Source organism: Nocardia sp. NPDC005825, assembly GCF_040630175.1.
In the GTDB taxonomy this organism is placed as follows: Bacteria; Actinomycetota; Actinomycetes; order Mycobacteriales; family Mycobacteriaceae; genus Nocardia.
Genome location: NZ_JBEXXC010000005.1, coordinates 289,630 through 302,540 on the forward strand (window position 1 = coordinate 289,630; position 12,911 = coordinate 302,540).

The 12,911-nt window shown below is 68.3% G+C and carries 12 protein-coding genes; 5 read left to right on the forward strand and 7 right to left on the reverse strand.

The features are described 5' to 3' along the window. Positions 1–69 precede the first annotated feature (69 nt). Positions 70–972: a LysR family transcriptional regulator gene (locus ABZ382_RS16330; protein ID WP_357089248.1), complete on the reverse strand. Its 903-nt coding sequence runs from the start codon at positions 970–972 to the stop codon at positions 70–72. Between the two features lie 131 nt (positions 973–1,103). Between ABZ382_RS16330 and ABZ382_RS16335 the strand changes: the two genes are divergently transcribed. Next, a complete protein-coding gene (locus tag ABZ382_RS16335; RefSeq protein WP_357089251.1) occupies positions 1,104–1,415 on the forward strand; it encodes an EthD family reductase in 312 nt (103 codons plus the stop codon). A 50-nt stretch (positions 1,416–1,465) separates the two neighbouring features. On the opposite strand, the gene ABZ382_RS16340 is transcribed toward ABZ382_RS16335, so the two are convergent. Together ABZ382_RS16340 and ABZ382_RS16345 are read right to left on the reverse strand one after the other, a co-directional pair. Continuing rightward, positions 1,466–1,717 carry a hypothetical protein gene (locus tag ABZ382_RS16340; protein WP_357089253.1) on the reverse strand — a complete coding sequence of 84 codons (252 nt, stop codon included), beginning with the start codon at positions 1,715–1,717 and terminating at the stop codon, positions 1,466–1,468. A gap of 271 nt (positions 1,718–1,988) precedes the next feature. Then, complete coding sequence (locus ABZ382_RS16345; protein WP_357089256.1) at positions 1,989–2,225, reverse strand: helix-turn-helix domain-containing protein; 237 nt, start codon at positions 2,223–2,225, stop codon at positions 1,989–1,991. Positions 2,226–2,396: 171 nt separating this feature from the next. On the opposite strand from ABZ382_RS16345, the gene ABZ382_RS16350 reads away from it, so the two are divergent. Beyond that, positions 2,397–3,599 (forward strand): helix-turn-helix transcriptional regulator, encoded by a 1,203-nt coding sequence (locus ABZ382_RS16350; RefSeq protein WP_357089257.1) that lies wholly within the window; start codon positions 2,397–2,399, stop codon positions 3,597–3,599. A gap of 198 nt (positions 3,600–3,797) precedes the next feature. On the opposite strand, the gene ABZ382_RS16355 is transcribed toward ABZ382_RS16350, so the two are convergent. After that, a complete protein-coding gene (locus ABZ382_RS16355; protein ID WP_357089260.1) occupies positions 3,798–4,682 on the reverse strand; it encodes a LysR family transcriptional regulator in 885 nt (294 codons plus the stop codon). Positions 4,683–4,794: 112 nt separating this feature from the next. Between ABZ382_RS16355 and ABZ382_RS16360 the strand changes: the two genes are divergently transcribed. Beyond that, positions 4,795–5,460, forward strand: coding sequence for a CatB-related O-acetyltransferase (locus tag ABZ382_RS16360; protein WP_357089262.1), 666 nt, complete (start codon positions 4,795–4,797; stop codon positions 5,458–5,460). Positions 5,461–5,475: 15 nt separating this feature from the next. Then, complete coding sequence (locus tag ABZ382_RS16365; RefSeq protein ID WP_357089264.1) at positions 5,476–6,744, forward strand: erythromycin esterase family protein; 1,269 nt, start codon at positions 5,476–5,478, stop codon at positions 6,742–6,744. A 3-nt stretch (positions 6,745–6,747) separates the two neighbouring features. Here the strand turns inward: ABZ382_RS16365 and ABZ382_RS16370 are convergent, their stop codons facing one another. Further along, on the reverse strand, positions 6,748–7,620 hold the full coding sequence (locus tag ABZ382_RS16370; RefSeq protein ID WP_357089267.1) for an SGNH/GDSL hydrolase family protein: 873 nt from the start codon (positions 7,618–7,620) through the stop codon (positions 6,748–6,750). Between the two features lie 219 nt (positions 7,621–7,839). Between ABZ382_RS16370 and ABZ382_RS16375 the strand changes: the two genes are divergently transcribed. Then, positions 7,840–8,277 carry a DoxX family protein gene (locus ABZ382_RS16375; protein WP_357089269.1) on the forward strand — a complete coding sequence of 146 codons (438 nt, stop codon included), beginning with the start codon at positions 7,840–7,842 and terminating at the stop codon, positions 8,275–8,277. 112 nt (positions 8,278–8,389) lie between these two features. Here the strand turns inward: ABZ382_RS16375 and ABZ382_RS16380 are convergent, their stop codons facing one another. Both ABZ382_RS16380 and ABZ382_RS16385 read right to left on the reverse strand, forming a co-directional pair. Beyond that, positions 8,390–9,313, reverse strand: a complete 924-nt coding sequence (locus tag ABZ382_RS16380; RefSeq protein ID WP_357089272.1) for an SGNH/GDSL hydrolase family protein — start codon at positions 9,311–9,313, stop codon at positions 8,390–8,392. 97 nt (positions 9,314–9,410) lie between these two features. Beyond that, complete coding sequence (locus ABZ382_RS16385) at positions 9,411–12,896, reverse strand: indolepyruvate ferredoxin oxidoreductase family protein (RefSeq protein WP_357089274.1); 3,486 nt, start codon at positions 12,894–12,896, stop codon at positions 9,411–9,413. Between the last annotated feature and the right edge of the window lie 15 nt (positions 12,897–12,911).

Sequence of the window (12,911 nt, forward strand, 5' to 3'; positions counted from 1 at the left end):
GCTCATCCTCGTAGTAGATGCCCTGCATTCGGCATTACAGGACGGCTGATCGGTCCAGCGCCGTCGGCGTCAGTCCGGCAGCCAGTGCAGTTCGTCTGCCAGGGCTTTGGCTACGGTGCGGATGCGGCGGTGTAGTGGGGATTGCTCGCGTGGGAGGACCAGGTGGATGGTCATGGTGGGGGCGCCCTGGAGTGGTCGCCATGTGAGGCCGGCCGGTTGGGTGGTGGCCGCGACTTCGCCCGCCGGGGCGAGGGTGAGGCCGTCGCGTAGGTCGCGCTGGGACAGGTCGAAAGAGACTGCGGGCGTGTGGAATTGGGGGGTTGGACGGATGTCGCGGAATAGTGCGGACAGCTGATCGTGGATCACGGGGTTGGCCGTACGGTCGGGGAGTCGCAGGGGATACGCGGCGGCGGCGGCGATCTCGATTTCCGGATGGTCGGCCAGGGGGTGGTGCTGTGCCAATTGGACCCCGACGCGTTCGGTCCGCAGCAGGAAACGGCGCACGCCGCGACCCGGCTGTTCACCGCGGGTGATCCCGGCATCGATGCGACCGTCGGCGACCGCGGGAGAGATTTCGGGTGTCGCCATCGGGACCGCGGCGACCTCGAGTCCCGGGCTGCTGCGAATGAGCCTGTCCACCAGGGCCGGTACCGTTTCGGCCCCCGTGCTGATGCTGTATCCGACACGCAGCGGGCCCATTTCACCGGACCCTGCGATCCGGGCGGCGTCCCAGGCCCGGTCCAGCGCCGCCAACGCGGGCGGCGCGGACTCCGCCAAAGCCGCACCGGCCGTGGTCAATACGACGCTACGGGTGTCGCGAACCAGCAGGCTCGTGCCGAGTTCCGCCTCCAATCGGCGCATCCGGGCGCTGAGTGCGGGCTGCGCGATACCGATTCGTGCGGCCGCGCGGGTGAAGTTCAATTCCTGCGCCAGCACCAGAAAGTACCGCAGGCTCACCGTATCCGGCGCCACACACCCTCCCTGCCGATTGATAACGATCCGTTCTGAGTCTATCGCGTCCCGGTCTTTCCCTCGACCACATATCAAGCCCTAACCTGCGCATATGACGATTCAAACGACCGTGGTAGCCGCAGGAGGCAGGCATGCATAAATTGGTGGTCCTCTATCCCAAGCCCGTCGACCCCGACCACTTCCGCGACTACTACGTGAACAACCACCTTCCGCTGGTCGCGAATTGGCCCGGCGTGCTCGCGTGGCGATACAGCTTCGACGTGGCGTCGAGGAATGGCGACGCGCCGTATTTCGCGGTCTTCGAAGCCGATTTCGCCGACGCCGACGCCTTGGCCGCAATGCGGGCGTCGGAGTACGGCCAGCGGGCGGCCGACGATGTCGTCAACTACGCCACCGGCGGTGTGGACGTCATCGACTATCCGGTGCAGAACGGCATCGGCTGAGGCAGGACGGCACGCCCAGGTCGGCCGACGTCCCCGGCCGAGCGCGGCCGTCAGGCTGCGCTGCGGTGTGAAGCCGCCCTTCGGGCGGGCCTCGCGGGCCGCACAGGGCGCGGTCGTCTCGCGTCGGCGGCCGCGGCCCATCGCTCCCGTTCGATCCGGGCCTTGATCGCGCCCACGCTGTTTTCCGGGGGAATTCGCTGCGGCCGGAGCGCGGCGCGGAGCAGCGCGGCGCCGGGGACCAGGAACGCCAACATCCATCCCCAGAAAAGTGCGGTCTCCTGGCCGACCAGGTCGGTGATCATCGCTCCAGCTCCCCTCGTTCGGAATTCACTGCACCCCAGGACATTTCGCGGACACTCGGAGGTTCCGCGTCGATTACGGTCACACCGAGGGATTCGAGGGCCGAGACGTCGGCGTCCAGTTCGCGCCGCTGCGCGAGGTACTCGTCCATCGGCACAGGCCACCCGTCCGCCCCGACCACGTACCAGGACCCATCCGAGCACTGGAGGTAGCGGCCTCCGGGTTCGCTACCGGGCGGTACGGATTGCCTTGCGGGCCAGGCCCTTCGGCGGCTCATCGGGCGTACCTCCTGAACTTCGTGGTCCAAGCCGCACGCCCTCTAGGAGTGATCGACCAGCGGGACGCGTACGGAGCGGCCATCACCAGACCACGTGACTCCAGTTGCCCGATCGCACGGCGGGCCGACCAGCCGGTGATCTGGGCCTGCTCGCTGATCTGGGCGGCGGTCAGCATCTCGCCGGGCGCGAGCACGCCCAGCACCGCCGCCTCCGCCATGGACCCGGTTCCCATCGCTACCCCCTTGGTCGCCGATGCGTTTGTGGTCGAGTACCGAGCGCCAGGTGGACCGGCGGCGGATACCCGCTTCCTGACCTTCGCAGCGCGGGCACCGAACTTTGTTCCCACCGGGAACACAAGGCACGTAACCTGTGCCTTGTCAGGGCGCATCGGAGGGAGCGGCTCATGATCGACGAACAGGACACCTATATCGGGCAGCGGGTCCGCGAGATCAGGGCGCGGCGCGGGATCTCGCAACAGGTGCTGGCCGATCGCTCCGGGATCAGCCGATCGGTGATCGCGAAGTTCGAGACCGGGCTCCGGCCCGTGGACTCCCGACGCACCCTGCTGGCCTTGGCCGAAGCCCTCGGATGCACGCTCGGCGATCTGACCGGCAGCGACGACCGGATTGACCCGTCCACCAGCGCATTCCACCGCGCGGTGCCCGCAATCGAAACGGCATTGTGGACCCGGGGCGATGTGACCGACACCCGCCCGCCGCGCACCCTGGACGAACTGAGCGCCGCCGTCGAGCAAGCGTCACGGCTGCGGCAGGGCGGGGATTACGCCGCACTCGGCCCGCTGCTGCCCGATCTCCTCAACGACGCCTATCACCTCACCGAGCGGGGCGGCGTCGCGGCGTGGGATCTACTGGCCACCGCCGCCTATGGTGTGTCCTCCGCGCTCCGGCAGCGGGGCCATGACGCCCTGGCATGGACGGCTGTGCAGGAATCGGAACGTGCGGCGGCGCATGCCGATTCGCTGGCCCCGATCGCCGCCGCCCAGTTCCTGAAGTCCCAGGTTCTCGCAGCCCGACCGGGCGCTCTGTCGGCCGCACTGACGGTCGCGACCGGCGTAGCCGATCAGGCACCCGATGCACGCACGCGCGGTGAACTGGAAACAGTAGGAATGACACGCCTCCAGGCCGGGTTCGTCGAGACCCTGGCCGGGGGTGACCCGCAACCCCACCTTGATGAAGCGGCCGAGATGGCGGGCAGGCTCACCGGCGCACCGACCGGCCACAGCACCGCACGCAATCGAACCTTCGGCCCTGCCAACGTCGCGTTGTGGCAACTGAGTTCGGCCGTGGAACGCCGCGAACCCGGCCAGGCGCTGCGCATCGCGGAGACCCTGAATCCAGCGGACCTGCCGAAGGGTTCACGCCACGCTCTCTACTTCGTGGAGGTCGGCCGCGCGTACGCGATGAAGCGCGACCACCGTGCGACACTTCATGCCCTGCTGAGGGCAGAACACGCTGCGCCCCAACATGTTCGCGGGCTGGCACCGGTGCGTGAACTCGTCGGCGCGATGCTGCGGGAAGCCCGGCGCGATCTCGCCACCGGAGACCTGGGCAAGCTGGCACAGCGCGTGGGCGTCGTGCCCGCCTGACCGATCCGCAGGATCCTGCCGAAAACCCACTCCGACCAGCATTGGCACCACGCCATCTCTCAGCGCGACCTACGCGACGGGCTCACCCTCGCCCCGGCCGGGCGGGTGCCGCAGGTTCGAATACCGCCGAGGGCACACTCTGCAGGCTGCTGTCGGCCGGATGGTCGAAATATAATGCGCGAGAAGGCAAGTCCCCGGTCAGGGAGCGGTCGGCCCGGTCGATCGGGCGATGTGGGCGAAGGAACGGATCAGATCGGTTTCGGTGGCTGTGCGCCACAGCAGGACCCAGCGGGACGGGGGTGCGTCGTGGATGGGGATGTAGCGGAGGTCGCTGCGGGCGTAGTTGCGGCTGGCGTGGGAGTGCACGACCGCGACTGCTTCGCCGTTGGACAGGATGGGGAGCATCGCGCTCTCGGTGGCGACGGCGGGGCCGATGCGGATCGGTCGCCCGCTCGGGGTGTGGCCGGGGGTGAGGGCCTCGCGCCAGTAGTCGGGTTGGGCTCCGCCGATGACGATTTCGTCGGCCAGGTCCTCGTAGGACACCGATTCGCGCTGGGCCAGGCGGTGCCCGGCTCCGACCGCGAGGACGGTGGGCTCGATGCGGACGACCGGGCCGACGCTGAGATCGGATTCCCGGATCGGCAGCCACGCGATTTGCACATCGACCTCGCCGGCGCGCAACGGCCCGAACGGATCACCGAATCCGACGTAGCGAATCTGCACGTGGCAGGTGGGATGCCGGGCGGCGAACCGATCGAGTAGCGGCCGGAAATCCTGGACGTTGCTCGAGAGCATGCCCAAGCGCAGCACGGCGGCGGAGCCGGCGGCGGCGCGGATCGCGCGCTCGATGCCTTCGTGCAGCCCCCGGTACATGGGCAGCAGATCGGTGAACAGCTGACTGCCGATGGGCGTCAAACTCACGGACCTGTTGTCGCGTTCGAACAGTGCGGCGCCGATCCGCCGCTCCTGCTTCTTGATCGCCTGGCTGACGCGGGCAGGCGTCACGTGCAACCGCTGCGCGGTGCGGCCGAAGTGCAGTTCTTCGGCCAAGGTCAGGAATATCTCGATGTCGCGGAGTTCCACACACACTCTGTTCGTGGTTAACCGACAGGTTAAGACACCTTATCGAAGGCGGCATTGTCAGCGGTAAACGCGCGCAATGAAACTGGTCGGACGCTTGCCTGAGGAGGCATCCATGACCGCCCTTGCTCCCGCCGACCCGACCGTGCTGCACCCGATGCCCGGCCAGCCCCGCGTGGTTCTGCTGAAACCCTTGGTCACCTCGCCGCTGATCGAAGTCGGCGAGTATTCCTACTACGACGACCCACACGATGCGACGGCATTCGAAACCCGGAACGTGCTCTACCACTACGGCCCGGAGAAGCTGGTCATCGGGAAGTTCTGTGCGCTGGGCACCGGGGTGCGGTTCATCATGAACGGCGCCAACCATCGCATGGACGGTCCGTCGACCTTCCCCTTCCCCACCATGGGTGGCTCGTGGACCGAGCATTTCGACCTGCTCACCGACCTGCCCAACCGCGGTGACACCGTCGTCGGCAATGACGTCTGGTTCGGCCACCACACCACCGTGTTACCCGGCGTTCGCATCGGGCACGGCGCGATCATCGCCGCGGGCGCGGTGGTCACCGCCGACGTGTCCGACTACGCGATCGTCGGCGGGAATCCGGCCCGGCTCATCCGCACCCGTTACGGCGACGCCGACATTGCCCGGCTGCTGACGCTGGCCTGGTGGGACTGGCCGACCAGGCACATCACCGACAACATCGCCACCCTCATGTCCGGCAGCGTCGACGACCTGGAGCGGGCCGCCGCCGCGATCTCCGCCGACCCGCGAACCTGAATCGAGTTGTCCCCCATGCCTGTTGCCGCCCACGCGTTCACCGACTGGCTCGGCTCCCTGGCCGTCCCGCTCACCCATCTCGACCCCGACGCGCCGATCGACGACCTGGAGCCGTTGCGCGACCTGATCGGCGACGCGCGGGTCGTCGCGGTCGGCGAACACTCCCATTTCATCAACGAATTCATCCACCTGCGCCAACGTGTCCTGAGGTTTCTCGTCGAACGCTGCGGCTTCACCGTCCTGGCGTTCGAATACGGCTTCAGCGAAGGACTTTCGCTCGACGCCTGGGGCCTGGGCGAAGGCGCCGAGGACGATCTGACGGCCCACCTGGCGGGGACGGTGCCGATCGGCGTCGACGCACCCTCGCGCTGGATACGCGCGCACAATCGCACCGCCGCCACACCGGTGCGCTTCGCCGGCATCGACATCCCCGCGGCGGGCGGTTCCCTCCTGCCCGCCCTGGGGCCGGTCGCCGACTATCTCCGCCGGGTCGACCCCGACACCGTCCCTTTGATCCAGCAGGCGACGCGGATCGCCGAATCCTTCGCCGGCGCTTCCGCGGCCGCCGCCGCACCGGCGTGGACGCGCCTGGCCACAGCCGACCAGGACGCGCTCACCTCGGCCCTGACCCGCCTGCTCATCCGATTCCGCGCCGTCGAGCCGCTGTACCTCGACCGCAGCGACCGACGCGGCTACGACGTCGCCCTGCGCAGCCTCGAAGGGGCCTGCCGAGCCGACTACGGCTTCCGGGCCATGGCCGGACTCTTCGCGGGCACCGGACTCACCGCGGACACCTCGGCCCGCGACCGCTACATGGCGGAATCCGTCCTCTGGCATCTCGACCGCGCCGCCCCCGGAACCCGCATCATGCTGGCCGCCCACAACGCCCACATCCAGAAGTCCCCCATCTCCTTCGACGGCCACCTCACCGGATTCCCGATGGGCCAGCACCTGCACATCGTCCTGGGCGACGACTACTTCGCCCTCGCGCTGACCAGCACCGGCGGCCACACCGCCGAAATGGTCCGGGACGAACACGCCGCCTTCGGCTTCACCGTCGAACCCACTCCCCTGAGCCCACCCGAGCCCGACAGCATCGAAGCGGCGTTCGCCGCAACCAACCTCGGCCTCAGCATCGCCGACCTGCGCCCGGCCCGCGCACACGACACCGGCCCCGACCGAATCCGCCTGCAGAGCAGCTTCTTACACACACCGGTCCCGACCGCATTCGACGGCGTCCTGCACACCCCGACCTCCACCGTGGCCGACGGCATCGACCACTGACCTTCAGCGTCCGTAGCGGTGGTAGATCGCGTTCGCGAGGACGGTGTCGCCCTGGGTCGACGGATGGAAAGGCAGCCCGTCGATTCCGGTGCGGGGGTCGAGGATTCCGTTCAGCCAGGGCTGTGACGAGCAGAGGTCGTGGCCTGCGGTGAGGGCTCGGGTGTCGAGGAAGTCGATGCCCAGGAGTTGGGCGGCTTCTCGCTGGGCTACGTCGATCCGGTCGAGGAATTCCACCAGGGCGCGGCCGCGCGGATTGACGAACGGAGCGACGCCCGCGACGTTGAGACAGATCGTGCTGCTGCCCCGGGCGAAGAGCTCGGGGTATCCGACCACCACAACACGCGCGTTCGGCGCGTAATACTTGATGTAGGTGACGGCGCTGTTCATGCGATCGGCCATCAGGGCGCCGGACACGCCGGTGTAGTCCGTCATCCGGCCCTGCCCGACCGATTCCGGATCACATCCCAGTTCAGTGTTGAACACGCAGGACTGCAAGGAATCCCAGAGCGTCTGATCCGACGATCCCCATTTGTCGTTGATTCCGAACTGCAAAGTCACCAGTTTGGTGTTCGGCCCGAAAGCGCCCTCTTTGTCCGCCCGTTGCGCCTCCTGGCTCAAGGTCCAGCCCGGCCCGCTGTCGATCGACGCGCCCGGGCACGAAGGGTCCGACACCCGCTCGGTCCCGTACACGCCCATCAGTTTGGCCAATTGCACCGGCCAAGCCGTGGCTCCGTGCCGGTTGCAGGTCCGCTTGTCGTCGAAATGATTCCAGTCGTTGGCGGAGAATGAATCCCCCAGCACCACAAGCTCTTTGCCAGCCGCGGGCGGATCCGCGACGACGCTGCCCGCCGTCGCTGTGACGGCGAGCGCCGCCATGGCGGCACACATCCAACGCCTGCCCTCGAGCAGCGACCCGACCGACACCATCGACACCCCGAATCCACACTGAAGCACAATCACTTCATATTGACTCGGCAGCGTATCCGACCCACGGCCGAAAATTCCTTCGCGGGGAGCGATGAATCCTCGGAGCGGGCTCCGTCCTCTCTGGTGAACGCGCTACCAACCCGGCGCGACCGACCCGAAGGACCGACAATGACCACCACCGCCGCCGCTCCCGCCTTCACCACCGACGCCGCCTACCGTCCCGGCAAGATCCGCAATCGCATCCTGTGGACCCTGCAGATCCTGCTGGGCCTGTTCTTCATCATCGCCTCCGGCGGGCCGAAGCTCGTCATCCCGAACACCCTGATGGACAACGCCCCCGAGAACCTGACCATCCCCTTCGGGCTGCTCATCTTCATCGGCGTCGCGGAGGTCGCCGGAGGCATCGGCGTGATGGTGCCCCGGCTCAGCGCCCTGGCCGCCGCGGGCCTGTCCGTGCTCACCGTGCTCGCCGCCGCGACGCAGGCTTTCATCGCCGACAAGCCTTCGATGGCGATCTTCCCGCTGGTTCTCGCCGCGATCTTCGCCTGGATCGCCTACGAGCGCCGCGCCGGCATCACCGATCTGCGCGCCGCGCTCTCGCGATGACAACTCCATAGACACGACCGGCGATAGGTGGCACGTCCACCGATCGCCGGTCGCACGCGTCCGGATCGATCGCCTGTCGGGTTGGCGGCGATCGATCCGGCACGCTCATCGCTCAGTTCCGGTAGCGGCTGTGGATCGCGTTCGCGAGGACGGTGTCGCCCTGGGTCGACGGATGGAAAGGCAGCCCGTCCATTCCGGTACGAGGGTCGAGGATTCCGTTCAGCCACGGCTGCGGGGAGCAGAGGTCGTGGCCGACGGAAAGGGCTCGGGCGTCGAAGAAGTCGATACCCAGCAGTTGGGCGGCTTCTCGCTGGGCCACGTCGATGCGGTCGAGGAACTCCACCAGTGCGCGACCACGCGGGTTGACGAACGGCGCGACGCCCAGGACGGAGAGGCAGATGGTGGTGCTGCCCGGGGTCAAGACCTCCGGGTAGCCGACCAAGACGATGCGGGCGTTCGGGGCGTAGTACTTGATGTAGGTGACGGCGTTGCTCATTCGCTTGGCCATCAGGGCGCCGGAGACACCGGTGTAGTCGGTCATGCGGCCCTGCTCGACCGAGTCGGGGTCACAGCCCAGTTCGAGATTGAAGACGCAGGACTGCAGGGAAGTGAACAGGGTCTGGTCCGAGTTTCCCCATTTGTCGTTCATCCCGAATTGCAGAGTCACCAGTTCGGTGTTCGGACCGAAAGCGCCCTCTTTGTCGGCGCGCTGCGCCTGCTGGGCCATGGTCCAGCCGGGACCGCTGTCGATCGAGGCACCCGGGCAGGAAGGGTCGGATACCTGCTCGGTTCCGTGCACGCCCATCAGCTTGGCCAGCTGCACCGGCCAGGCGGTGGCGCCGTGCCGGTTGCAGTCGTTCTTGCCTTCGAAGTGATCCCAGTCATTGGCGGAGAACGAGTCCCCCAGCACCACAAGCTCTTTGCCCGCCGGAGCCGGGTCCGCGACAACGCTGCCCGCCGTCGCCGTGGTGACCGCGAGCGCCGCGATGGCGGCGCACATCCACCGTCGGCCAGTACCCAGCGACCCAACAGACACTATCGACACCCCGAATCCAGACTGAAGCGAGATCTTTTCAACTCAACCGGGCAGCGTATCCGACCGGAGGCCCGCCCACTCCCGATTTCGGGAGGCGTCAGGTCGTGAGCACGCGCAGGAGCTCGGCGACTCGGGCGCGGTACGCGTCGACGTTGGCCGCCTTGATGGACTCGTAGCCGCGGACCATGTCGGGCAGGTCGGCGATTTCGACGGCCAGGGCGTGGGTGCCAGGATTCAGGCCGTCGAGCAGTTCCGTGACGGTAGTCCGGTATTCGGTGATCAGGGCGCGTTCGGTTCTCCGAATCGCGGCGGGGCCGAAGGGGTCCAGGCGGGTGCCGCGGAGGCGACGGCAGGCCACCAGCGCGCGGTAGACGGGACGGAACCAGGGGCCCAGCTCCAGTTTGTTCTTCATGCCGAGGGCCCGCAGCGCCGGTGGATGCAGGCGGTAGGAGATGCGGGCGCCGGGACCGAATTCGGCTTCGACCGCACGGCGGACTTCCGGAGCCAGGGACAGGCGGGCCACCTCGTATTCGTCCTTGTAGGCCATGAGTTTGTACAGGTTGCGGGCGACGGATTCGGTGAGGGCGGTCGAGCCGGGAACCCGTTCGGCTTCGACGCGGAGGACGTGGGCGATGAAGGTGCTGTATTGCCTTGCGTAGGTGAGGTTCTGGTACTCGATCAGGTCCGGGACACGAATACCGAGCAGGCGGTGCAGCTCCGAGGCGGGCTCGGCGCCCACGGTCGCGATGAGGTCCGCGGCCGTATTCGACAGTGGGCGAGCGGGTTCGATCGAGCCGCGAGCACGCTCCAGGGCGGCAGCGAAGGCCGCGGGGTCGGCGACGGACAGTCGGCCGTACCGGAACGCGGCCGTATTCGCCTCGGCTTGAACACCATTGAGGACGATGGCCTCCTCGATGGCGGCGGGCAGCAGCGGCAGCGCCCCCGCCTGTACGGCAGCACCCGCGAGCAGCAGATTCGCGAATTGATCGGCACCGAGCAACGCGGTCGCCGCGCCGCGCGCATCGAGGAAGCGGGCGTCGGCGGCAGCGGCCCGGATCGTGTCCTGGATGGGCCCGGACGCGGGGAAGGAGACGCTGGGGTCGATGACCATCTGCCCGGTCGGGACCTCACTGGTGGAGATCACCGCGACGGTCCGGGCCGGGTCGACGGCCGCGAGGTAGCGGGGTTCCACCGCGACGAGCAGGTCACAGCCGAGATAGAGGTCGCACTCGTCGGCGGTCGCCTTGCTGCCCTGTTCGATCGGGCGGTCGGAGAACTTGAGGTCGGAGACGACGGCGCCGCCCTTCTGTGCGAGCCCGGTCTGATCGAGCGCGCGGACGCGATGCCCGGCGAGCGTGGCCGCGGTGCTGAGCAGCTGGGCCAGCGTCACCACACCGGACCCGCCGACGCCGGTGATGCGTGTCGTGTGGGTGCCGGGGAAGGTTCCGGGCGGGTCGGGGAGGTCGTCGGGGTCGAGGGCCGCGGGCGCGGTCCGGGCCTTCTTCCCGGCGGGAACGACGGACAGGAACGACGGGCAGTCCCCCGCCAGGCAGGATCGGTCGATATTGCAGGAGGACTGGTCGATACGGGTCTTGCGACCGAATTCGGTGTCGAATGGCTGCACGGAAAGGCAATTCGACTTCTGTCCGCAATCACCGCAGCCCTCGCAGACGCGTTCATTGATGACGATGCGGTCCACCGGGGTGGGCGCGAGCCCGCGTTTGCGTTTGCGCCGCAGTTCGGTGGCGCACTCCTGATCGTGGATCAGCAAGGTGACACCGGCTGTGCGGGACAGGGTTTCCTGCGCCTCGATCAGACGGTCGCGGTGCCAGACCTGAACCTCCTTGGGCAACCGGACTTTTCGATACCGCTTGAGGTCCTCGGTCGTGACGATGATCCGCGCGACGCCCTCGGCGAGCATGGCGGTGCAGATCGCCGGCACCGGCATCACCCCGACGGCCTGCTGACCGCCGGTCATCGCCACCGCCGAGTTGTACAGCAGTTTGTAGGTGATGTGACTGCCCGCGGCGATCGCCGCACGCACCGCCAGACTGCCCGAATGGTGGAAGGTGCCGTCGCCGAGATTCTGGATCAGATGGGTGCGGGAGAGGAACGGCGCCATGCCGATCCACTGTGTGCCCTCACCACCCATCTGGGTGAGGCCGGTGATGTCGCCGACCTGGTCCGGGCTCATCAGCGACACCATGCCGTGGCAGCCGATGCCCGCGCCGACGGCGGACCCGTCGGGCGTCTTGGTGGAGATATTGTGCGGGCAGCCCGAGCAGAAGTACGGCGTTCGGGTGACGAGTGGCAGTGCGCGCGAACCGATTCCGGTGCGGCGGCGGCTCCGCCACTGCTCGGCGGACGGGAATCCGCCGATCACGGACAGCCGGGCGGCCAGCTTCGCGGCGATGATGTCCGGGTCGAGTTCGCCGTCCGCGGGCAGGAATACCGTGCCGTCGGGCAGCCGCTTGCCGTGGACGGGCGGCGCTCCGGGGCTGCCGTACAGCAGGTCCTTGACCGCGACTTCGAGGAAGGGTCGCTTCTCCTCGATCACCAGGATCTCGTCGAGGCCCTCGGCGAATCGCCGGACGATCGACGGCTCGAGCGGATGAATCATCCCGAGCCGCAACAGCCGGACGCCGCGGCGGGCGAGCTCGGCGTCGTCGAGGCCGAGCATCCGCAAGGCTTGCCGCACATCGAGATACGTCTTGCCCGCGGCGACGATCCCCAGCCGGTCGCCCGCGCCGGACCGGGTGATCCGGTTGAGGTCGTTGGCCAGGGCGTAGCGTCGCGCCAGCTCGAGCCGCGCGCCCTCCCGACTGCGTTCGAGCACGCCCAGCGTCGGCTGCAGGACGTGCGCGGTCACCTCGTGCCGGTAGGCGGCGCCGTCGACCGTCAGGTCGGGCACGACGGGCCGCACCCGGTCGGGGTCCAGATCGACCGTCCCCGAACCGTCCGCCACATTGGTGGCGATCTTCAGCGCCACCCACAGTCCGCACACCCGCGACATCGCCACCCCGTGCAGCCCGAAGTCCAAGGCCTCCTGCGGATCCGCCGGATACAGCGTCGGCAGGCCGAGATCGGCCAGCAGCCCCTCGGACGCGCCGGGCACGGTGGAGGATTTGGCGGCCGGGTCATCCCCGACCAGGGCCAGCACCCCGCCCTCGGGGTGCGTGCCCATCAGGTTCGCGTGCCGGATGGCGTCGGAGGCGCGGTCCAAGCCCGGCGACTTGCCGTACCAGAGCGCGAGCACGCCGTCGACCCGCTTGTCGTCCTGGGTCGCCGCCCATTGCGTGCCCTGGACGGCGGTCGCCGCCAGTTCTTCGTTGACGCCGGGGCGGAACACGATGTCGTGCTCGTCGAGCAGCGCCGCGTTGCGGGCGAGTTCGGTGTCGTAACCGGCGAGCGGTGAGCCCTCGTAGCCGGAGATGAAGGCGGCGGTGCGTCGTCCGGCTCGCTGGTCCGCGCGCCGCAATTCCAGTGGCAGCCGGGCCAGCGCCTGGATGCCGGTGAGGTGCACGGCTCCGGCCTGCCGGGTGTAGCGGTCCGACAGCGCCGCCGGGGCGATCTGATTCGTCATGGGATGGCTCCTGCG

What these genes read in the sequence shown, in the direction of transcription:
- ABZ382_RS16335 (WP_357089251.1), top strand. Translation starts at nt 1,104, where the DNA reads ATGCATAAATTGGTGGTCCTCTATCCCAAGCCCGTCGACCCCGACCAC.
- ABZ382_RS16340 (WP_357089253.1), bottom strand. Translation starts at nt 1,717, where the DNA reads ATGATCACCGACCTGGTCGGCCAGGAGACCGCACTTTTCTGGGGATGG.
- ABZ382_RS16345 (WP_357089256.1), bottom strand. Translation starts at nt 2,225, where the DNA reads ATGGGAACCGGGTCCATGGCGGAGGCGGCGGTGCTGGGCGTGCTCGCG.
- ABZ382_RS16350 (WP_357089257.1), top strand. Translation starts at nt 2,397, where the DNA reads ATGATCGACGAACAGGACACCTATATCGGGCAGCGGGTCCGCGAGATC.
- ABZ382_RS16360 (WP_357089262.1), top strand. Translation starts at nt 4,795, where the DNA reads ATGACCGCCCTTGCTCCCGCCGACCCGACCGTGCTGCACCCGATGCCC.
- ABZ382_RS16365 (WP_357089264.1), top strand. Translation starts at nt 5,476, where the DNA reads ATGCCTGTTGCCGCCCACGCGTTCACCGACTGGCTCGGCTCCCTGGCC.
- ABZ382_RS16370 (WP_357089267.1), bottom strand. Translation starts at nt 7,620, where the DNA reads ATGGCGGCGCTCGCCGTCACAGCGACGGCGGGCAGCGTCGTCGCGGAT.
- ABZ382_RS16375 (WP_357089269.1), top strand. Translation starts at nt 7,840, where the DNA reads ATGACCACCACCGCCGCCGCTCCCGCCTTCACCACCGACGCCGCCTAC.
- ABZ382_RS16385 (WP_357089274.1), bottom strand. Translation starts at nt 12,896, where the DNA reads ATGACGAATCAGATCGCCCCGGCGGCGCTGTCGGACCGCTACACCCGG.